The sequence below is a fragment of the Streptomyces sp. NPDC043876 genome (genome assembly GCF_056435825.1).
The window spans coordinates 1-20,050 of record NZ_JBWKDV010000021.1 but is presented as its reverse complement, the minus strand read 5'-3'; the positions used below and the strand labels follow the sequence as shown (position 1 = coordinate 20,050).

18 protein-coding genes and 2 pseudogenes are annotated in these 20,050 nt (G+C 67.3%); 10 read left to right on the top strand and 10 right to left on the bottom strand.

The features are described 5' to 3' along the window. Nucleotides 1-431 precede the first annotated feature (431 nt). Entirely contained in the window at nucleotides 432-644 is a 213-nt protein-coding gene (locus AC0693_RS37000; RefSeq protein WP_469320827.1) for a cold-shock protein, read from the bottom strand. A gap of 806 nt (nucleotides 645-1,450) precedes the next feature. On the opposite strand from AC0693_RS37000, the gene AC0693_RS36995 reads away from it, so the two are divergent. The 3 genes from AC0693_RS36995 (at nucleotide 1,451) to AC0693_RS36985 (ending at nucleotide 3,118) form a co-directional block, all read left to right on the top strand. Then, nucleotides 1,451-1,687 (top strand): hypothetical protein, encoded by a 237-nt coding sequence (locus AC0693_RS36995; protein WP_478743055.1) that lies wholly within the window; start codon nucleotides 1,451-1,453, stop codon nucleotides 1,685-1,687. A gap of 425 nt (nucleotides 1,688-2,112) precedes the next feature. Further along, the gene (locus tag AC0693_RS36990) at nucleotides 2,113-2,757 is read left to right on the top strand and encodes a hypothetical protein (protein ID WP_478804361.1); all 645 of its coding nucleotides are present in this window, start codon (nucleotides 2,113-2,115) and stop codon (nucleotides 2,755-2,757) included. 97 nt (nucleotides 2,758-2,854) lie between these two features. Continuing rightward, complete coding sequence (locus AC0693_RS36985; RefSeq protein ID WP_478804360.1) at nucleotides 2,855-3,118, top strand: hypothetical protein; 264 nt, start codon at nucleotides 2,855-2,857, stop codon at nucleotides 3,116-3,118. Nucleotides 3,119-3,223: 105 nt separating this feature from the next. Here the strand turns inward: AC0693_RS36985 and AC0693_RS36980 are convergent. The 3 genes from AC0693_RS36980 to AC0693_RS36970 all read right to left on the bottom strand — a co-directional run bounded on the left by AC0693_RS36980 (nucleotide 3,224) and on the right by AC0693_RS36970 (nucleotide 5,355). Then, nucleotides 3,224-4,296 (bottom strand): IS630 family transposase gene (locus AC0693_RS36980; RefSeq protein WP_478804359.1). Its coding sequence is split into 2 segments (ribosomal slippage): nucleotides 3,224-3,786 and nucleotides 3,786-4,296, totalling 1,074 coding nucleotides; the frame shifts between segments, so codons are not numbered across the junction. 168 nt (nucleotides 4,297-4,464) lie between these two features. Further along, nucleotides 4,465-4,764 carry a hypothetical protein gene (locus AC0693_RS36975; protein ID WP_478804358.1) on the bottom strand — a complete coding sequence of 100 codons (300 nt, stop codon included), beginning with the start codon at nucleotides 4,762-4,764 and terminating at the stop codon, nucleotides 4,465-4,467. Between the two features lie 168 nt (nucleotides 4,765-4,932). Continuing rightward, on the bottom strand, nucleotides 4,933-5,355 hold the full coding sequence (locus AC0693_RS36970) for a hypothetical protein (protein WP_478804357.1): 423 nt from the start codon (nucleotides 5,353-5,355) through the stop codon (nucleotides 4,933-4,935). A gap of 584 nt (nucleotides 5,356-5,939) precedes the next feature. On the opposite strand from AC0693_RS36970, the gene AC0693_RS36965 reads away from it, so the two are divergent. The 4 genes and pseudogenes from AC0693_RS36965 (at nucleotide 5,940) to AC0693_RS36950 (ending at nucleotide 11,328) form a co-directional block, all read left to right on the top strand. Then, nucleotides 5,940-8,996 carry a hypothetical protein gene (locus tag AC0693_RS36965; protein WP_478804356.1) on the top strand — a complete coding sequence of 1,019 codons (3,057 nt, stop codon included), beginning with the start codon at nucleotides 5,940-5,942 and terminating at the stop codon, nucleotides 8,994-8,996. Nucleotides 8,997-9,163: 167 nt separating this feature from the next. After that, nucleotides 9,164-9,819: pseudogene (locus tag AC0693_RS36960) on the top strand (IS5 family transposase); the annotation flags it as partial. A gap of 474 nt (nucleotides 9,820-10,293) precedes the next feature. After that, nucleotides 10,294-10,524 carry a hypothetical protein gene (locus tag AC0693_RS36955; RefSeq protein WP_478804355.1) on the top strand — a complete coding sequence of 77 codons (231 nt, stop codon included), beginning with the start codon at nucleotides 10,294-10,296 and terminating at the stop codon, nucleotides 10,522-10,524. A gap of 57 nt (nucleotides 10,525-10,581) precedes the next feature. After that, nucleotides 10,582-11,328: an HNH endonuclease family protein gene (locus AC0693_RS36950; RefSeq protein WP_478804398.1), complete on the top strand. Its 747-nt coding sequence runs from the start codon at nucleotides 10,582-10,584 to the stop codon at nucleotides 11,326-11,328. Nucleotides 11,329-11,391: 63 nt separating this feature from the next. Here the strand turns inward: AC0693_RS36950 and AC0693_RS36945 are convergent, their stop codons facing one another. The 6 genes from AC0693_RS36945 to AC0693_RS36920 form a co-directional block, all read right to left on the bottom strand. Further along, complete coding sequence (locus AC0693_RS36945; protein WP_478804354.1) at nucleotides 11,392-12,057, bottom strand: hypothetical protein; 666 nt, start codon at nucleotides 12,055-12,057, stop codon at nucleotides 11,392-11,394. A 76-nt stretch (nucleotides 12,058-12,133) separates the two neighbouring features. Then, on the bottom strand, nucleotides 12,134-12,985 hold the full coding sequence (locus AC0693_RS36940; RefSeq protein ID WP_478804353.1) for a hypothetical protein: 852 nt from the start codon (nucleotides 12,983-12,985) through the stop codon (nucleotides 12,134-12,136). 69 nt (nucleotides 12,986-13,054) lie between these two features. Continuing rightward, the gene (locus AC0693_RS36935; protein ID WP_478804352.1) at nucleotides 13,055-13,642 is read right to left on the bottom strand and encodes a hypothetical protein; all 588 of its coding nucleotides are present in this window, start codon (nucleotides 13,640-13,642) and stop codon (nucleotides 13,055-13,057) included. 146 nt (nucleotides 13,643-13,788) lie between these two features. Continuing rightward, nucleotides 13,789-14,634: a hypothetical protein gene (locus AC0693_RS36930; RefSeq protein ID WP_478804351.1), complete on the bottom strand. Its 846-nt coding sequence runs from the start codon at nucleotides 14,632-14,634 to the stop codon at nucleotides 13,789-13,791. After that, nucleotides 14,615-15,364, bottom strand: coding sequence for an aldo-keto reductase family protein (locus AC0693_RS36925; RefSeq protein WP_478804350.1), 750 nt, complete (start codon nucleotides 15,362-15,364; stop codon nucleotides 14,615-14,617). The genes AC0693_RS36930 and AC0693_RS36925 overlap by 20 nt, the downstream gene beginning before the upstream one ends. 267 nt (nucleotides 15,365-15,631) lie before the next feature. Then, nucleotides 15,632-15,841, bottom strand: a complete 210-nt coding sequence (locus AC0693_RS36920) for a PadR family transcriptional regulator (RefSeq protein WP_478804397.1) — start codon at nucleotides 15,839-15,841, stop codon at nucleotides 15,632-15,634. A gap of 188 nt (nucleotides 15,842-16,029) precedes the next feature. On the opposite strand from AC0693_RS36920, the gene AC0693_RS36915 reads away from it, so the two are divergent. The 3 genes and pseudogenes from AC0693_RS36915 to AC0693_RS36905 form a co-directional block, all read left to right on the top strand. Then, nucleotides 16,030-16,860, top strand: coding sequence for a hypothetical protein (locus AC0693_RS36915; protein ID WP_478804349.1), 831 nt, complete (start codon nucleotides 16,030-16,032; stop codon nucleotides 16,858-16,860). Continuing rightward, entirely contained in the window at nucleotides 16,857-19,079 is a 2,223-nt protein-coding gene (locus AC0693_RS36910; RefSeq protein WP_478804348.1) for a UvrD-helicase domain-containing protein, read from the top strand. The genes AC0693_RS36915 and AC0693_RS36910 overlap by 4 nt, the downstream gene beginning before the upstream one ends. A gap of 297 nt (nucleotides 19,080-19,376) precedes the next feature. Further along, nucleotides 19,377-19,976 (top strand): annotated as a pseudogene (locus tag AC0693_RS36905) (transposase family protein); the annotation flags it as partial. Nucleotides 19,977-20,050: the final 74 nt, after the last annotated feature.

Here is a 20,050-nt window from a genome sequence, read left to right as displayed (position 1 = left end):
GCCGAACACCCGTGTCGCCAGCCTGTGAAAGATCCATGGCGCCTATCACGCCGAGGCAGACGCAGACCTGCCCCACCTGCGCGGCGCAGCGCTGCGGGCGGCCCGTGCGCGGATCCGAGCAGAGCGAAACCGCCGCCGCGAGGACGGCCGCCACCGGGTCACCCGGTGGCGAGCACTCGCACCCGCACTCCAAGCCGAGCTGGAAGCGCGCGGCATGCTGCCGGAGTGGGATCCGATCCCCCCGGGCGCGCAGCAAGCCGGCCAGCCCCTCGGCGGATCGGCCCGCATGGCGGCCAAAGTCTGGTGCGCACAGACACTTCTCACTGAACGACGCGGTTTGACCACCGTCGCAAGCAGGCGCCTGGGCTACACCGACCCGGCAGCCGATCTGGTGCCGGGCCGGAACGGTTCGCGGATCCGTGGTCAGGAACTCAGGCCTCAGGGATGACCTCGTCCGCCTGCATGCCCTTCTGCCCCTGCACCGCAACGAAGCTCACCTTCTGGCCTTCCTTGAGGACCTTGAAGCCGGGGGTCTGAATCGCCTTGAAGTGCACGAAGAGGTCAGGGCCGCTTTCGGGGGTGATGAAGCCGTACCCCTTCTCATCGTTGAACCACTTCACGGTGCCGACCTGGCGCTCAGACATAACCGCTCCTTTGAATCACGTGCTGCGACCGGACGCACAGGACGCCCGACGGCTGATCATCCCGGCTAATGGAACGAAGGTCACGGAACCGGGACGTCTTGGCTGATTACCATCGGTCGGACAGACCGCTTGCCATGCCGATCTTTCCGGTCGCGCCACCGGCCGCAGCCACTACTCACCCCGCGACCGCCCCCGCCCCGAACCCCGGCACATCCCGTGCCGAAACGTCCAACCGCAGCCGCTGGAACCGCATCGGGTCCCGGAAGACTCCACCCCGGTCCACGGCCCGATCGGCGCTGACCTCCGCCACCAGCTCCGGACGCACCCCCGCGACATCGAGACCGTCACGGAACCCCCACGACGCGGTGAATCGGGCCCCCTCCCACGGATGCCTACAGGCTCGGCGCCCGACGCCCCCCTACTTCGGCGTCTCTCTTCAGCAGCAAGTCGGCATCACGCCTTCAGTGAGGCCACAACCTCGCAGGTCACACGACGCAGCATCCGCTGAAGACGAAACGCCGAAGCACTGAAAAACCACCGCCCAATAGCATCGACCAGCAGCATCTCCATAACCTTGAGAGTCTAGGAATGGACAACCTCATGACAGCCAACCGCCCTGCTGCTGTGCAGCTTGTGGCAGCAGCTTGGTCACCCCATGACAGCCAAGATCAGCAACACTATGCAGTGAGAGCAGGGACAACCGCGCGGGCCCGGCTGACGCCCAACCAGTGCCATTTACCGACCCATTCACAGGGATGCCCACCAAGGGCACGTAACCGTCATACGGTCCGGCCGTTAAGCCCATCATGAAGCGCACCCTCGCAGCTCTCGCTCTCACCGGCGCCGCCCTGTCACTGGCCGTCCCCGCCCACGCCGACGGCATCCTCGGCTCCGGCGACTCGGGCTCCACGAACACAGACAGCTCCACCAACCAGAACATCTTCACCAAGAACGACTCGGTCCTCACCGGCGACAGCAACAGTTTTGTGCCCACACTCGACATCGGAGGCATCTCCGGCGTCGGCTCCTCCCACGTCCGCTAACCCAGAGCCATCCACCACCACACACTTCGCAGGAGCCGCCACCACGGCGGCCCCTGCAGCCGCTCCCGGGCCGTACCCCGGCCGGGGAAACTGAGCGCATGCCCGAACGCCGCCCCTGCACCGGCCCACGCCCCTCAACTCCCCCGCACGGCCCACAGCCGGCCGAGGTGCCGCAAGCCGCCGCCGAGGAACCCGCGGCCGTGCCCCGCTCCCCCGGCCAGCCGCCAACTCGGCACAGGACCGGACCACGACACTCACTGACCGCACGTCACCGGCCGAGGCCGGCTGCATGCTTGGGGTAGCCCGGCGATACCCCCGCAGCGCATCAACCGCACAGGGCTATAGCAAGTATCTATATAGATTCTGAGTCCGGCTTGCGGGGAGACCTCGAACAGCGCCTCGGGGTGCACGGGGATGATGGGGGCATGGGACACACCGTGGTCATCGCCGTACGCCCCGACGACCTCGACCGCCTCGACACCCTCGTCGCCACCCACCAAGCCAACGAACTCCGGTGGCAGGCCACCGCGGAGCAGGACGCCGGGGTCCTCACACTGCGGGGCGCAGCACTGCGTGAGGCGCGGGCCCGGATCCGGACCGAGCGGGACCGGCTCCGCGAGAACGGCCGCCACCGGGTCACCCGGTGGCGGGCCCTGGCCCCCGCCCTCCGCGCCGAGCTGGAACACCGCGGGTGGCTACGGCCGGGGGCCGCCATCCCCGACGGCGCCCCACACGCCGGACAGACCCCCGGCGGCACCGGCCCCCACAACGGGGCCGGCCTCACCGCACGACTGTGCGTCACCCTCCCCAACCAACTCTGGTCACCCCTCCACCACGGCGTCTACTGGACCAACCAACCCCACGTACGCGCCCTGGAGACCTGGACCGACCGGTGGGGAACCAGCACCACCGCCAGGCGCACCGCGACCGCCGAAGCCCTCGAAGAACGCGAACGGATCGCCGCCCACATCATCACCACCGGCATGATCCTCCGCACCGCCCTCGAAAACGCCCTCCATAGCCCCACCGAGGGCCCCGCCAAGCGCCCGCAAGGGCCCCAGGGAACCTGACCCGGGCGATGCTCAAAGGGCCCTTTACGCAGCCCTCGGCCCTGCAAGGGCAGAGAGAGGCCCGGAGTCTATGGATCAGAAACAGTAACCTGGCGGCATGACTTCCTCTGGCGCAAACGCTCCCGTCCCCCGCCACTTCACCGTCGAAATCCGCCCATCCAGCCCGGAGGCCGGGACCAAAGGCATTCTGCGCACGGCTCTCGTGGATCTCACCGGCGATCTGGGCGCGACCGGCTACCCCCGTTACGAAGGCGAGGGCGTACAAGCCGACATCGACCCCGAAACCCGCACGGTCGAGGGCATCTTGCTCGACGGCTCCGAACTCCCCTACGGCTGGACGGCCCACGTCGCCCAGAACTGACTCCTGATCCCCGCGTTCTCCACCCGGCGATTGTCGCCGCCGCGTGTGCCGCGCGGTGTCGGTCGTAGTCATCTGTGGCCGGTCAACGCACGTCTACTGAGGTTTTTAGGTTGGGGTCGGTGGGGTGAGGGTCAGGTTGGTGGCGTTGAGGCAGCCGTCGATCAGGTGGGGGCGGAGCTGGATTCTGCGTAACTCGCGGCGGAGTGTGCGGTCGAGGTCGTCGGGGGTTGCGAAGGCGGTGTTGGCCGTGGCTCTGCGCACGAGGGACCAGAGGGCCTCGACGGGGTTAAGGTCTGGCGCGTATGCCGGGAGGCGAATGGTGGTGAGCCAGTCGTGCTCGGCTTCGTAGCGTTTCAGTCCGGCGGCCAGGTGGGTGTTGAGATTGTCCCAGAGCACCACGATGGGGCCGCCGAGTTGAATGTGGGCCCTCACCAGCAGGTCGCGGTAGTCCTGCCAGGAGAAACTCTTGCGGGCGCCCTTGAGCAGGAGATGCTGGCGGGGCCGGTGGATGAGGCGGCTCTTCTCGCCGGGTTTGTAGCAGCACAGGGCGGCGACCGAGGTCCGTCGGCGGGACCGGCCACGGACGCGGATGACGGGGGTGTGCCCGCGCCGGCCCCAGGTGCGGGCACGCGGCGGAGTCATCGAGAAGCCGGCTTCGTCCTCGAAGACGATCCAGGCCCCGGACGCCGCCGCGAGGCTTGCACCCGTGGCCACACCTCCTTCTTCCACAGTTCGACCGCGTGCTCGTCACGCTCGAGGGCTCTGCGGGCGGGTGCCTGCCAGGACCAGCCGTGCCGTTTCAGCAGCCGCCACACCGTCGCCACCGACAGGCTCACCCGCAGCCGGCGGCGGATCACCGTCTGAACGCGGACCAAAGTCCAGCGTTCATCCTCGAAGCCGTGCGCCGAGGGGCCCTTGCCGAGTTCCTCCTCGAGTACGGCGAACTGGGCGTCGGTGACGGTCGGGGAGTTCGCCGGGCCCCTCGAGCGCAGGGCCTCCATGCCGCCTTCGCGCCAGGCACGGCGCCAGCGTTCCACCGACCGCACACTCACCCGCAGATCCTTCGCGATCACCGCGGTCTTCTCACCCGCCGCGAACCGCACGCCGGCCTGAAGCCGGATCCCCTCACGAAACGCCCGACGCTCAGCGGTCAGGCCCCCACCCTCTGGATACCTCACCTCACCGGCATACCGCAGGGATCACGAACCGTCACTACCCGACGACAACCCGAAATCCTCAGTAACCAGCGGTGGGCGCCGCCCTGACCATGACTTCGCCCCCGGTACGGGCTTCGAGCGGTCCGTACCGGGTCGGGGTAGTCGTTGTCGATGTAGAGGCGCAGATCCCTAGAGCCCACGGAGCTCGTCATCGTCTACTACGTAGCTAAGGCCACCCACGTAAAGCCTCCTTGGTGACTCCGCAGTCATCTTCACCGCCATCGGATCTGCGGTGTAGCCACCTACGGGCTGCCCACTTGCATCCACTACCGTCAGCCCCGCCGGAAGGACAGTCCCGCCGCTGACAACGAGCTGCGGCACACCGTCCACGTAACGCAGGCTGAGTGAGCCGATGTCCTCGGGGTTGACCTCGGATGCCGGGATAAGTCCCAAGTCGGTCACCTCGGACGTCACTTCGCTCTCAGACATGTCTGTCTCCTCCCGCGGCCGACACCATGCCGACCGTTCGTGATCTTGTCATTGCGGCATGCCACGCCCCTAAGGGCTCGGGCACGGACGGGAGCGTTCAACCGCTCTGCCGCCCGTGTCACCGCATGAAGGGACTACGAATGCGCCGTTGTGGCGCTGATGCGAGTTTCAGTCTTCGCTCGGATCGTCGTCTACCGCGCTGTCGATGGCGTAGTAGTACAGCTGATCACCGTTGGTGGCGTTCAAGTCGATATGGGCGTCAGCACCGCCGAGCGAGATCTGGAGGTTGCTGGTGATGCGACCGGTCTTGACGCTGGGCGCTACACCTGCCGCGTACGTCGCAACAGCGCTTCCCGCGCCGTCAACGGCCGTCAGTCCCGCCGGAAGGACAGTCCCGCCGCTGATAACAAGCTGCGGCACACCGTCCACGTAACGCAGGCTGAGTGAGCCGATGTCCTCGGGGTTGACCTCGGATGCCGGGATGAGTCCGAGGTCAGTCGCCTCTGACGTGAGCTGCCCATTCGCCTGAGACTTGGTAGTCACCCAGGTGTCCGAGGTTGTTTCCTTCGCCTTGGACGCTTCGCCTGCCATGGCTTGTCCCCTCCCTCTGGACGACGCTTTGCCGACCGCTCGTGATCTTCCCATGGCGACACGTCACATCTCCAGCCCCCTTGACAGGAGGTGCCCCCTGCTGTCGGCGTTCACGTGAAAGTGGCTCTTACTGATCGTTTCATAAAGAGATTCGGGGCCTCCGAAGGGCAGGTGCTGCCGCCCCGACCGAGCGGGAGCCGGTGGCCGCGCGGGTCTCCGTTCCGGACGGCAAGGCGTTGGGGCGTGCGTCCACTTGTGGCCCTGTGTGTTCTGGATGGCGCCCGGCCACATGTCATCCGGCCTCGCCGGATGCAGGCGCTGCGGTTCGAGGCCGACGAGCTTGTGGTGCTCGGGGTGGAAGTCCAGCCCCAGGGCCCGCGGGTGTCCGGTTCCTGGAGCGGGCGCTGCGGTCGCGCCTCCGCAGCCGGGCACTGTTTCCGGCCAAATTCGACAAAGTCTGACGCTGTTGTGATCAGGATGTGAAGCTTTCGAGCGACTCGGAAGGCGTCATATGCCGATGGCCAGGCGCTCCCGGTCCTGGTGGCCTTGACGGCCTCTCCACCTTCTTCGCAGACGGGACCGTAATGACCACCCCGAGCACCGGAACACCTGCCACCACACCGGCGAAGACCCCGGCCGGCACAACGGCCCCGGCGGGGACCTCGCCCCCGTTCGAAGTGGACAAGGCGATGCTCGACGGTCCGACGCCCAAGGACCTGCTTCCGACCACGGGCAGCTACCCGGTGGAGATCGTCCGGTACCGCTCGGTGGTGCTCACCGACATCCCCGGGGCGAAGCCGGCGCGCAAGCTGACCGGCGCCATCGACCTCGGCGAGGAGAACCTGCCGTTCTACGACCGCCCGGCCGAGGGCATGATCGTCACGACGGAGCAGAGCTGGTCGGCCCAGGGCGTCACGCTCGGCCGGTTATTGCACAGCCTCGCGCTCGCGCCCGGCGAGAGCACCAAAGTCGCGGTCGTCGACTGGCAGCGCACCACCAAGGCCACCGGCAGCGAGACGGCTTCCGAAGCCGAAACGCTCGCCGGCACCACCGACCAGAACCGGTCGATCAGCGAGGTCGCAAACGCCATCGCCCACGAGGAGCAGTACGGCACCTCCCAGGCGTCCCAGGTGAGCAAGTCCTCCAGCGGCGGCGGCAGCATCGGCATCGCGTTCTTCGGTTTGGGGGCCGGCGGTTCCTATAGCAATTCGTCGAACTCGGGCTTCACGACCGCGGTGTCGCGCTCGACCGGCGTGAAGTCGGTCGCGGAGGAGGCAACGCAGCGCATCAGTGCGCGGACCCAGCAGTTGGCGACCGCCGCCCGCAGCCGGAACATGACGGTGGTGCGCGAGACGACGCAGTTGGAGAAGGAGCAGGTCCTCACCCGGGTCGTCACCAACTACAACCATATGCACGCGATGTCGGTGCAGTACTACGAGGTCGTTCAGGTCTACAACGTGGTGACCAAGCCGACCAAGCTGGAACGCTGTCTGTTCATTCCGCTGCAGGAACTCAACTTCAACTACACCAGCCTGCAACGCTACAAGGAGGTCCTCGCGTCGGTCGCGCCGGCCGACTGGGCGGCGAAGATCCGGGCAGCGAACCCGTTCGACACCACCGTACGCAAGCTCGACGCGTGCACGGCATCGGAGGCGCCGTCGGTCGTCCAGGAATTCGAAGGGGTGGATCTGGCCGATGTCGCCGCCTCGGCCATGGGCGTGTACGGGGTGCGCAAGTACGACGGCAGCCCGGTCCGCTTCGATCCGGTGGGCCGGCAGTGGAACCCGCTGCCGACCACCGGACTGAACGGAGACCTGGCCCGCATCGCCCCCGGCAAGGACACTGTGTGGGCGCTCAGGACCGACAACGCGCTCGCACACTTCGACGGGACGACCTGGCGAGTCGACTCGCAGGGCTGGGCGGGGCTCAGCCTCGCGTGCGGCCCGGACGGCACGCTCTACCTCGTCGGCGTAGACAACACGCTCTGGCAGCGCGCCCTCAACGGCTCATGGCAGAACCTGAACGTCAAGGCCGACGACATCGCCGTCGTCGGCAGGGACAAGGTGTGGTACTGCCGGGAGGGACGTACCTTCGAGCGCACCGGCACCACCTGGACGGAGCGGACCCCTGCCCCGAGCGTGAGGCGCCTGTCCGCCGGCCCGGACGGCACTCTCTGGGGCGTCACCGCCGACGGCAAGGCCGTCATGGTGGAGGCCGGTGCCACGACCTGGACTGCTGGCAAGTACTTTTCCGCATTTTCCGGGATAGTGGATGTCGTCTCCTCCGTCGGCGGGGAGTACTGGGCGCTGCAGAACACCGGGCGCCTGCTCCGGCTGCTCACCGCTCCGCGGGAGGCGCCGGTCCCCTTCGACGTCCCCTCGAAGGCCGACTCTCCCTACGCGTCCAAGATCGACGTCTGGTACGACGAGTTCGGAATCCGCAGCCTCCAGGTGGTCTTCCCGGGCCACACCTTCCGCTGCGGCGACACCGGCGGCTCCGGCATACAGCAGCGTGCCTCCCACACCTTCGCAGGCGCCGACAAGCTGCTCGCCGTCGACGCCTGGTCCGGCACGGCCGCCCGCGGCAGCCTCGCCGGGCTGCGCCTCACAATGACCTCGGGGGTGGTCAACTTCGGGATCGCCGCGACCACCACCGCGGCGCCCGACCTGACCGAGGACGCCGGCGGCGCGGCGATCTGCGGGCTGTTCGGCTCGACGGTGAAGTCCGGCACCCGCACCTACCTCGCCTCCCTCGGGTTCTATGTGCGCGGCGGGAATGTGCCGCAGACGGTCCTGGACCACCTGAATGACAACCGCCGCCACTACAGCCAGGCCGTGTGGGCCAACGCCGACGAGCTGACCCTCAGCCGTATCCTCGCCAACTACTCGTACACCCCGGCGGGCTCGAGCGCCGCGCCGGTCCTGCTCGGCACGCTGCTGGACCCCAAGCCGATCGCCGCCACCGGCAATTACCTCGGCTTCCGGTGGAACTTCAACAGTGAGCAGGAACGGGAGGCGTGGACCAAGTCCCGCCAGCCGGCGGACAACACGTTCGGGGCGCCGGTCACCAACACGATCGCCATCGCCACCAAGGGCGTCTTCGCCGAGGCCGTACTCGGGCGGGCCAACTCGGCCGAGAAGATCGACCTCACCCGCTTCTGGAACTGGAAGGACTCGCCCATCCAGATCACACCGGCCGACATCGCGCCGGTGTCCATGGGAGGGCGGGCGAAGGACCTCGATGTCACGGCGGCCGGCATGGGTGCCTCCCAGGCGAAGTTCACGCCGCTCGCGGCGATGCCCGACCCGGTCGGCCTGCAAACGGTGCAGGCCATCGCCACCGCGAACCTCTTCCGCGACATGAGCGGCCTGAACACCATGGGCCAGGTGCTGACCAAGGGCATCGAAGCCGCCGCCGGCAACGACAAGGCCGCCGGCGAACGCGCCCAGGAGGCCATGAAGACCGCCACCGAGCACCTGCAGAAGATGGCTCAGATCGCTGTCGACGCCGCTGCCAAGGCGGCACCCCTCGTGACCGGAGGCGTCGGCGGCGCCGGCAACCTCAGCGCCCTCGGCGGCATGCTGAACCAGGGCGGCAAGGCCGCCTCGGACACCAAGGCCGCTCCGGACGCCAAGCCCTAGCGTCTAACGGCTGGCCCGGGCCACCGCCCGGGCCAGCCCCGCCCCGCCTGAACAGCAACACCCATCACGTGGGTGCGCCGAAGATCCACGGCTCACACGTCCGTCAATCCCGAATGAGTCGAGCTGTGGGCCTTGCGCTCGCCGATCTTGGTCAGCAGGGTGGCCAGGTGCGTACCGATCTCATTGCGGACCACCTGTGGGAGTGGGTGGCTCCGCTACTGCCACCCACTCCCACGCGACGCCACCGCCATCCCGGGCGACCTCGCGTACCGGACAGGGCTGCTCTCGCCGCCATCATGTACGTGCTGCGGACCGGCGTTGCCTGGCGCGACGTCCCCGCCCAGACCGTGGGCTGCTCCGGAGTCACGGCCTGGCGCCGGCTTCGGGACTGGACCGAGGCCGGAGTCTGGCCGCGCCTGCACGCCGCCCTGCTGACCGAACTGCGTCGCGCGGGCTCCCTGAACCTGGACGACTGCGCTGTGGACGGCTCGCATGTCCGGGCTCTCAAAGGGGAGACCATGTCGGCCCCTCGCCGGTCGACCGCGCCCGCCCCGGCTCCAAGCACCATCTGATCGTCGACCACCATGGCACCCCGCTCGCCGTCACCCTCACCGGCGGCAACCGCCACGACGTCACCCAACTTCTCCCGTTGTTGGATGCCGTCCCGCCGATCCGCGGCCTGCGCGGCCGCCCCCGCCGCAAGCCCCGGCGCCTGTACGCCGACCGCGGCTACGACTTCGACAAGTACCGCCGCCTTCTGTGGAGGCGCGGCATCAAACCACTGATCGCCCGGCGCGGTGTCGCCCACGGTTCCGGGCTGGGCATTGCAGTAGCGGCACCGGTCAACGCTGTTACTGCGCAGCCCCTTCGAGGGCGTATACCGGTCGATCTGCAGGGTACGGACTGGCTGGCTGCTGCGATCCCAAGGCGCTGTATCCGAGCTGTACACAGTTCGTGTTGTAACCGTGCGTGATGCACGAGTCTGCGCATTCACCCGTTTGTCGGCGGCGTCGTACACGCGTTGCCGCCGCAGCCGTCAGGCCGACGTGGTGCGGGCGCCGAGGGAAGGCGCATCGCGGGCGATGGGCGACCGCGCGATGAGCGCCGAGGGAACCTGTCGATGGACGAGTCTTCTTGGCCGCGGCGGCCGCTCCACGTCGCCGACGTCGTCCACCGTCGCGGCTCCCGTTGCGCAGCCGGATGTTGTGCCAGGCGGCACTCGATGGAGTGGACCCTTCCGGCGCGGTGAAACCGGTTTCCCCTCGGCCCAGTTCCCGCAGGCATGAGCGACACGAGCGTGATCACGATCGAGATCCGGGGACACGAGAAGGCTGCCGTCGAGGCGGCCCACCGGATCTCAGCCCTCTTCCTCTCCAGCGGGCCATGCCGGCTCCGGCGCACTCCGGGCGAGGACAGCGTGCAAGTCCTCGTCTACGCGGATGTCCACCGGAGCCCTGGGGAAGGCGGGTACTCCGAGCATGAGGAAGAGATGCGTTTCTCCGGTGAATCCGGCCACCCGGTCGGGTGAGGTGCCCCTGACTGCCCTTCCAGGCCGACCACTGCGCCCGCTACAACCCGGGGCGTGATCACTAACCGCCTGCGCCGCGGGCTGCCCGCGCTCGCTCTCGCCGCCCTCCCGCTCCTCGCCACCACTGCACCGGCCGCCGCCAACACCCCGCGGGAGAACCTGGTCTCCTCCCCCGCTTACGTCGCCGGCCGGAGTGCAACCGGCGCGCCCGGAGCGCCCGGGGCGCGGGCACCGCTGCCGTTGTTCGAGGCGATCGACCGGCTCCCCGTCGCCGCCGAACACCGCGAGGGCTACAGCCGCACCTTGTACAAGCACTGGAACCGCGGACTGAACGCCACCGACGGGTGCGACACGCGGCGGGAAGTCATCCTGTCCGAGGCGGTGGTGGCACCGCAGGTAGCGGCGGGCTGCAAACTGACCGGCGGGTCCTGGCGAAGCCTCTACGACAACCTGGTCGTTACCGACGCGGGACGTCTTGACGTAGATCATTTCGTACCGCTCGCAGAGGTTTTCGATTCCGAACGGGCGTCCTGGAGCGCTGGGCGGCGGGAGGCCTACGCGAACGACCAGGCCTCGCCGGACACGCTCATCGCGGTCTCCGCGGCTTCGAACAGGAGCAAGGCGGACAAGGATCCGGCGGAGTGGCTGCCCTCGGACGGCTCGTACCACTGCACGTACGCCGCGAGCTGGGTGGGTACGAAGCTGCGCTGGGACCTGACCGCCGACGAAGCTGAGGTCCAAGCGCTCCTGGGGATCGCCGAGGACTGCCCTGCCACCACCGTCGTCTACGAACCCGCGCCGTAACCGGCCCCGCCGGGTCCGAGGGTGCTCGGGCCCGGCGGGCGCTTGTGGACAGGCGCGGGTCGGTCAGCCGTAGTGGCCCCAGCCGCCATAGCGGGCCATGAGTGCACGGGAGTCGTCGACGTTCAGCCCCAAGGCGGCGGCGACCTTCTCCGGGTCCTCACCGCGGGCGTCGTGGGCGGCGTCGTGGGCGGTGCGCGCGGCGAGCAGCTCCAGGGTGCGGGCGGCTTTCAGCGCGGCGGTCGGCGCGTCCTGGCCAAGTCGCTCGATCGCCGCGGCGACATCCTGGAGAAGCGTCTCCAGGTCGGCGGGCAGGGGGACGGTGGTGGCTGCGACGGCTGTGATGTGCCGGTCCCAGTCGTCCCGGCACTCCCCAGCTGTCTCCCAGCCATGCTCGCGCAGGGGCAGATCGCCGGCCGTCGTCCAGTCCACGACGCGCGGCTCGCCCCGCCAGCCACACGAGCACTCCCCCTGCAGAGCGTGCGCGCGGGGGCGCTGCGGATGCGCTCCGCCGTCGTAGACGGACCAGTGGCTGACCTCCCAGCCGAAGCCGCCGGAGCTTGAGTCAAAGTACACCAGCTTGGGACCGCTTCCGTCTTCCAGGAGTGTCCCGACCCGGCCCTTGTGCGACTTGCCGTACTCCTCGGACGTCCAGATCTCGTCCTTCTCCACCAGCACCTCCCACACCGCGCCGTGGGCGGGATCCCCGCCCCTGGAGAGACGATCTCGCACCCGCGAGTCGGCTGTGGGCAATCGACCGAATCCGCCTCATCCGAGGGACTGCGGAACCCGCAGGGACGAGCGCCGGTCAGCGCCAGACCGTCCAGAGACGCAGGAGTCGATCGAGGTCTCCAGCGAGAGCGTTCTGGAAGGCCAGGGCGTAGATCCGGGCCCGGTACTCGTCGGGTACGCCGGTCACGGCCGTCGCGGCCGTGGTGCTTCCTCCCCCGAGCCCGTCGCCCTCGCGAACCAGCCGTGCAACGGCTTGTCCCAGGATCCGTGTGACGGCGAGATGGGGTCGGAATCCGGGGTCGGTGTCGGGCTGCGCGTAGACGCACCAGCCGCGGTCAGTCCGGCTGATGCCGACGTAGACCCGCCCGGCGGCCCGTGCTACCTCCACGGCCGCCGAATGGGCTGCCGCATCGGTTGTGTCCGGTACCTGTTCCAGTTGACTGAGTAGGCCGCGTGCCCGGGGAAGCGGTGCCGTGTACGCCGGGAGCAGGGGCTCGGCGGGGGGCGTGGCCATGGTGCGTTCGCGGTGCTGTGCGACGGTGAGGGCAGGCGGTCGCTGCTCGGGAGGCAGCGCGTTGCGCATCTCGTTCCACGCGCGGTGGGCGGCCTGCTCGGCTGGCGGGAGGTTCACGAACTCCTGCGCGGTCATCATGTACGGCTGCCGGTCATCGCACTCCCGGGCGTGCTCTTTCGATTCGGCCCGCAGTTTGGCGTGCGAAGGAGATTCGCTCTCCCACTTGCAGACGCGGCAGGTCGCCACGTACTTCGTGCGTCCCGGGCAGCGTGGGTCGGGCGGGCGCTGGGTGTGGCGGCCCTTGCCGGTGCGGGGGCAGCGGGTTCCGTCGGCGTGTACCGCCCGGATGACACCGTCGAAGTAGGTGTACGTCTCTTCTGTCCCGTCGGCGCGGGACAGGGTGCTGGTGGGCATGGTCGTTGACCTCGTTGTCGCAGTTGAACTGCTTAACGGCCCACGCGGCCTGCTGTCACCGCGCCGTTGTCAGCGGCCCGTCGGCTTCTGCGACCAGAGGAGCCATCCCGTCAGGCCCGCCCCCGCGGCGCACAGGAGGGCGCCGCCAGAGGAGTCCGGCACGGCTCGGAGGCCGCTGGTGAGGAAGACGGTGAGCAGCACAACGAGCAGGCCGCGAAGCCATCTGGTTTCCCTGGGCAGGAGCACCCAGGCCCCCAGGTAGGGCTGCCACAGGCGACGGAAGGCCGATGCCGCCGTCAGCAGCACGATCCACATGCCCACGGTGATCAGGACCCGCGTTACGCCGCTGCTGCCGAAGGAGGACCCGGCCACGACTGAGGTGGTCAGGAATGCGACTGCTGTGCCTTCGAGAGTCCGGAGGGCTCGGGCGGCACGCTTCGGGTCGAAGCCGCAGAGCGCGGTGCGCGCCGAGACCACCGCGTCCGAGCGGGCACCGTTCGCGGTGAAGTCTTCGAGGGCAGTGAGCGCCTGCTGGCGGTGGGCGGGCTCGTTGAGTGCGATCGACACCAGGGCTCGGACGGACTGGCTCTGTGTCTGGTCCGAGCCCGTGGCTAGCGCGGTGACGGCGCGGTCGAGGGCCTCGCGGGTGTCGCTCATGGGCGAAGTGAAGCAGAGCGGCCGCTCACCCTGCAGCGGCTTTCGACGTCATCACCCTTGCGGCAGAGACCGCTTGACCTGGCGTCCGACTGCGGCCTGAGCTTCATCGCTGGAGAGGAGGGCTCAGGCTGCAGGCGGCGTGCCTCTCAGCGGTGGGGTGGGAGGGGTGGTCTGCGGCCGGTGAGGGCTTCGGCCCGGCTCTTGAGGGGTGCGGCGATGTCGCTGTATTCGCCGCGGGCGACGGACTGGAGCATTTCGCAGAGCGCTGCGAGTTCCCCGATCCTTCCGGCCGGAGTGCTGAGGACATTGGTGAACTCGTTCCGTACGCGTGCCGCGACGTCGGGGACGCGCAGGCTGTAGGCGTGGAGGAGGCCCGCGTCGAAGCCGACGGGCACGCTGCCCCAGCGTTCCCAGTCCATGACGGTGAGTGGGGTGCTGGTGAGGTTGGCCCAGTGCAGGTCGCCGTGCCCGGTCACCCGCTCGATGCGGTCTGGGGCGTCGATGCCGAGAAAGAGCGGGAAGGAGCGGCGCATCCACAGAGTCCGGACCGCCTCGCGCTCCGTCGGCACCCCGGCCAGTACGTCCAGGGCTTTGTGCAGAGCGGTCCACCAGCCGTCGGTGAGGCCCGGGTCGGCGAGAAGTTCGGGAGTGGCCGGTGAGATCGCCGGTTGGGGGATGTACGAGATCAGGTCGGCGTCGTAGGTCCAGCCGTCCTTGGTCCAGCGGACGGTGGCGTGCAGGCGCGGGCGCGGTACGGCGTCGGGGATGTGCTCGGCGCCTGTGATGCCCTCGTGCGGTAAGCGGGCGTGGGCCCGGTCGTCGGGGGTGGCTTCGATGCGGAGCCAGTGGTCGGTGCCCGCGCGGGAGCTGATGGTGCGGCCGTTCCAGCCCCACGCGTACGGCCGGCTCGTCGCGATGGCGAGGCGGTTGGCCGCTTCGGCGTGCGCGGACTCCATCCGGTCCTGGGTGGAGTCATCGGGGGGCGAGTACATCGAGGACCTTCCTGAGTTCCGTGTCGGTCAGCGGGTGGTCCAGTGCCGATACGGCGGCGTCCCAGTGGTCGCGCGTGCTGGCCGAGACCAGCAGGACGTCCAGGCTCGGGCAGGAACCGGCGGCGAGCAGGCAGGCCGCGGCCGGGTGGGTGCCGGGCCGGATCAACGCAACCAGTTCGGGGGTGATCAGGTCCAGGAGTTCCCCACCGTGCAGGGGCGCGGAGGCGAAGGTGAGGAGTCCGGCGGACCGGGCCTGGACCAGGGGGCCGCGCCCGTCGAGTGCGCAGGTGATCGGCTGGGCCATGACCAGACTGACCGGCTGCTGGATGGCGGCCAGGTGGTGACCGGGGCCGCCCGCGTCGCGGGCGAGGGCGAGGAGTTCGGGGACGGTGAAGGCGTCCTCGGTGAACCCGGACCAGGTCGCGATGCCGTATCCGCCGATCATGCCGGAGCCGACCAGGTCTTCGAGTGCCTCGAAGGCCGTCCGGAGTTCGGCGTGCAGGCGGTCGCGGTCGCCGTGACCGACGGTTTCGGGGTTGTGGGCGAAGACGATGTCGGCGCGGCCGAGAACGGCTGCGGAGCGGCGGGTCTGCCAGTCGATGAAGTCCGGAGCGAGGCTGTACCTGCCCTCGGCCTGCCCTGCGCGGAGCACCCCGGCCTCGACGGCCGCGTGGCCCTGGGCGCGGGTGTAGAAGCCGGTCTTCGTCGGCGGGCAGAATCGCCACTGCAAGAGCAACCTTCCGCTGTGCCTTGATCGGCGCCTTTTCGAACTCAGATTCCACTGGCTCCGCAATGAGCTCCCATACTCGTTGGAACTCGTCCTGGGTCGGCTCCCGGCCGTACTCCTTCATGAACGTCTTCGGGAAACTCTTCGCGAAGTCCTTCCTTAAGTACCGCAGGTAATCCGGCTGTCCCCTCTTCGCAGCTCGCCCCGCCGCGACGGCTGCGGTGAGCCAAGCAGTCGCGAAGGAGAGCGCAGCAACTTCCAGCAGCTCGTTCACGCAGCGCCGCCCTGAGGGTGCGCGGGCAGGATCGTACGGCGCTTGCGGCTGTTCACCTTGGCCAACGCGGTGTTGGCAGCCTGCGCCCCGCGATCACTCAGGCGGTAGTAGCGGCGGGGCGGACGCCCTCCCTCCTGAGGATCGATGTCTTCCCAACGGCTGATCAGCCATCCGCACTGTTCCAGGCGGATCAGGATCGGGTAGATCGTGCCTCCTGGGAGGCCTGCGGCATCGGCGACCTGGAGCCCGTAGTGCTCGCTGGCGGGGCCGGCCAGGAACGCTGAGAGAGGAGGGGTTGGGCACTACTACGCGGTTTCCGGAAGCTCACGTGCACGGTACCGCGGTCGGATACGTTGGCGGCACGATGTGAACCGATGGGTGGGAGGGGCATGCCGTGGACGAGCCGTTCGCTGAATTCCGTGAGGTCAGCGTGACAGACCCATTGCGACAGGGTGACGTCCTGGAAGCCGTCGCCTCCGATGCAACGATGTGGCAGCGGCACCTACTCGTCGTGACGGCCGACTGCGACTTCGCCCATGCGAAGCACCAAGGCCGCGTCACCTGCGTTCCCATGCTCGCGGAAGAGGAGTACCTGGCGGAGATGCAAATCCCCAAACTCCGCGAACAGCTGGCCAAACAGCAGGTGAGAGAGTTGCGGCAGATCCTCTCGAAGTCTGCCGCCCCCACCATCACCGAACGCCGGCTTAGGGCGTGGCCGAGCGAGCAAGAACCCGTGGACATCGTCAGCGCGCTCACCCTGCAGCCCGCAGAGGCGCAGAGAGCCAAAGCCGCTCTCGAAGCCATCCGCATGATAGACACGCAGGCAGATAGCCTCAAGGAGAGCATGCGCCTGTTCGTAGAGGCTCAACTCATCGGCGCTAACTCCCCAAAACGGGAGACTGCAGTCAAGCGGGTGAAAGAGAAACTTCGGGAGCCCTACGCCCAGCCCCCTGGCGACGCACTGTTCCTGACAGCCATCGGGCCCGGACAGGACTCGGGATACTTCGCCTATCTCCGCCACATCGAACAGGTCTGGGAGCCCGCGATTTCGCTCGGGCCGTCGCACCAAAACGTCTCATACCGCCGAATCTCGCGTATGCAAGACCGGTTCACTCACGCCCTTGTACAGAAGTTCGCCATGGTGTTCATGTCCATCGGGCTCCCTGAGCAGTACGAAGACCTTCGCGATCTGCACGCTGACTATCTTGGAGATGATCTCACGTGAAGCCGCTGGTTGCGACCGTCCGCGCGCTGAGTGAGCTGGCTACCGGCCTATCCCCCGACGCCGTCTCCTCGTCAGCCGTTCTCTTCCAATTCAGCACCGAGGCGGCTGACTTCATCCTCTCCGTGGATGACGATGAAGAAGCGCAGCGCGTCGTCATCATGCGCGATCAGAACAACAAAGAGCCTTTTGTCCCAGAGCATCTCGCAAGCCTAAGAAGAGAAGTTCTGAGCCGGATGAAGAGCTTCGCTGAAAGGGCCAGGACTCCGGGACCCCTTTCCCTTCCTAAGCAGTGGCACCAATATAAGTATAATAACTACATCGCTTTCAGGGCAACATCGAAGAAGGATGCTTACGGGAGTCGATGGATTACGGAGGTTGTCCCTGGACACAGAGCCGACATCATCTTCTGGGCGGCCACTACAGCGGACAACAAATCAACGCTGGAGCAGTTCGACTCCTCGCGGCCTACCGCGCCCGACATCAAAGCAGAATGGCCACTGGCCGTCGCCGCCTCTCAGGAGTACTTCAGCCAGGCACGCTCCCAACCCGCAGATGTCGAGATGAGCCTTCCGGCGCTCGAACAGTCAACGACCAAGGGCTGGTCATATCAACAATGGCTGGAGGCAGTCAGCAACGAGCAGCGCGCATTTATCGAGGCCGAGACGGAAAAGTCGATCCGCCTTCGAGGCCCGGCCGGCTCCGGCAAGACGCTCGCCTTGACACTCAAGGCAATTCGAGAGGTACTCAACGCACGCGCAGCTGGAGAGGGTGTGCGTGTGCTCATCGTGACCCATAGCTGGGCGTTGGCGGCTCAGATCTCAGACTCAATCGACTCGATGGGCCTCGGGCTCTTGCAGGAAATCGACGTTTTCCCCCTGCTCGAGCTTGCGACGATGATTTCCCCTCAGTACGTGCAGGATGAATCCTCTGGTTTCAGCCTGATTGGAGAGGACAGCCTTAGCGGCAAGCAGGCCCAGTTGGACGAGATCCAGGAAGTGCTGGATGAGTTCATCAATGGTGACTGGATCACCTATAAGGGGCAGGTCAGCGTAGGGCTGCGGGCGAGGTTCGATTCAAACGACGATGACGTACGGCGCGCGCTCGCCTGGGACCTGCTCATCGAGTTCGGTTCCGTCATCGGCGCTGCGGCAATCTTCCCCGGGGCTGGAGCCGAACTACGGTACTACCAACTGCCGCGGGCGGCATGGATGCTACCTCTCAGCCGTGAAGACCAGCGGGTCGTCTTCGAGTTGTACACACGGTATTGGGCAAGCCTCGACGAACGCTCACTCACCACATCCGATCAGGTACTTGCGGACTTCCTGATCCACCTGTCGACGAATACGTGGAACCGTGCCCGACGAGTTCATGGATACGACTTGGTATTCGTAGACGAATTCCATCTATTCAACCCGCTGGAGCGACAGGTGCTCCACTACCTCACCCGGGATACGTCGGTCTACCCCCGCGTATTCATGGCCGTGGACCCTCGGCAGTCACCGTCCGAGGCGTTCATCGGTCTGGCTGCCGACGGGACCAAGTCGTCAAGTGGTGTGCCCGAGGACGACCTCGGCGATGTGACGAACTTCGAACTCACCACCATCCACAGATTCACACCACAGATCCTCGAACTCATCAAGCATGTGCATCACGAGTTCCCGACCCTCGACCTCGGCCAGGAGTGGGACATCGACTTCTCCAGGGTGGAGTCTGCGCAGGCGGACGGCTCCTCGCCGTACCTGATCTCCTCTGCTTCTCGAGCTGGTGAGGAGGATGACATCGTCCGCGCGGTACAGAACTTGTATCCCTCAGGCCGGCTAGCGCTCGCGGTGGTGGACTTCCGCCAATGGTCAAGGTTCAGCAGGCTCGCCTCACGGATCGGGCAGTCTGGCAAGTTCAATGTGTCCACCGTCACTGGTCGATCCGACATCGAGGGTCTCGGCTACCGGCGTCGCGGGTTGGTCGTCGGAACGGCAGAGCATCTGGCGGGGCTGCAGTTCGACGCAGTGCTTGTCGCGGGGATCCCGGATCTGAACTCGTCCACACCAACCGCCAATGAACGCATCCGGTACCTGTCGCTCCTCTACCTCGCGCTCAGCCGCGCACAAAGGGAAGTGCGTGTCTTTGTTAACGAGGACGACGATGGCGGAGCGCCGGAAGTCCTTCTGCGTGCATGCAACAACCAACTGATGGAATCGAACCAGGGAAGTCGTCTCTAGCCCTCGATACCAGTGCTCCACCGCGACTCCGGCCTGGCTTCGGACCCTGCTGGCGCAATCTGCGCACTACCCAGTCATGATCCACCAGCCAAGATCACTTTAACGACAGGTCCCAGGGTGCAAGAGCCTGCCGACCAGTAGCGGGGTCGGTCACAGTTCGGTGAGATCGGTCAAGGTTCAGTGAGCTTCTTCGAGATGGCCACCGATCAGGTGACGGCCCGCGGGCCGCAATGAGCAAGGCCCTCGAGCAGTTGATCGAGATGTCTGACGTCTCAACCACGCTGCTCGGGGGCCTCGTTGGTCATCTATCCTGCCGCACTCGACCTGCCGCATGCGCTTGTGGAATGGGTGACCATGCTCGTCGTCACCCGTGAGGGTGACCGGCGCTGCGAGCTCCGCCCGTCTCAGCGAGCGATGGTGGCACTGGTGTACCTGCGCGAGCACGCCACCTTGGCGAAGATCGCTGCCGGGTTCGGGATCAGCGAGTCCACTGCCCACGCCTACACCAGCGCGGTCATCCGCCTGCTCGCCGCGCGTGCGCCGGGGCTGTTGAAGGCTTTGCGCGAGGCCGATCCCGACTTCGTCCTGCTGGACGGCACCCTGGCCGAGTGCGACCGGGTCGGCGACTCACGCGCGGACTACTCCCACAAGCACCGCCGGCACGGAGTGAACGTGCAGGTGGTCACCGACCCGGACGGCCGGCTGCTGTGGCTCTCACCTGCGCTACCGGGCCGTGCCCACGACCTGACCGCTGCCCGCACCCACCAAATCATTCGGATCTGCGAACGCCAGGGCGTCCCCATCCTGGCCGACCTCGCCTACCAAGGCGGCGGGCCCTGGCTGACCACGGGCATCAAACGCAGGCCCCTGCAGGAATGTCGGCGGCGCTTGAATCGTGACCCACCCTGGCCGGTTGAGTTTTGACCCCCGGTCCGTCAGTTGATGTTGTTCATTCCCCGGTATTGGCGGGT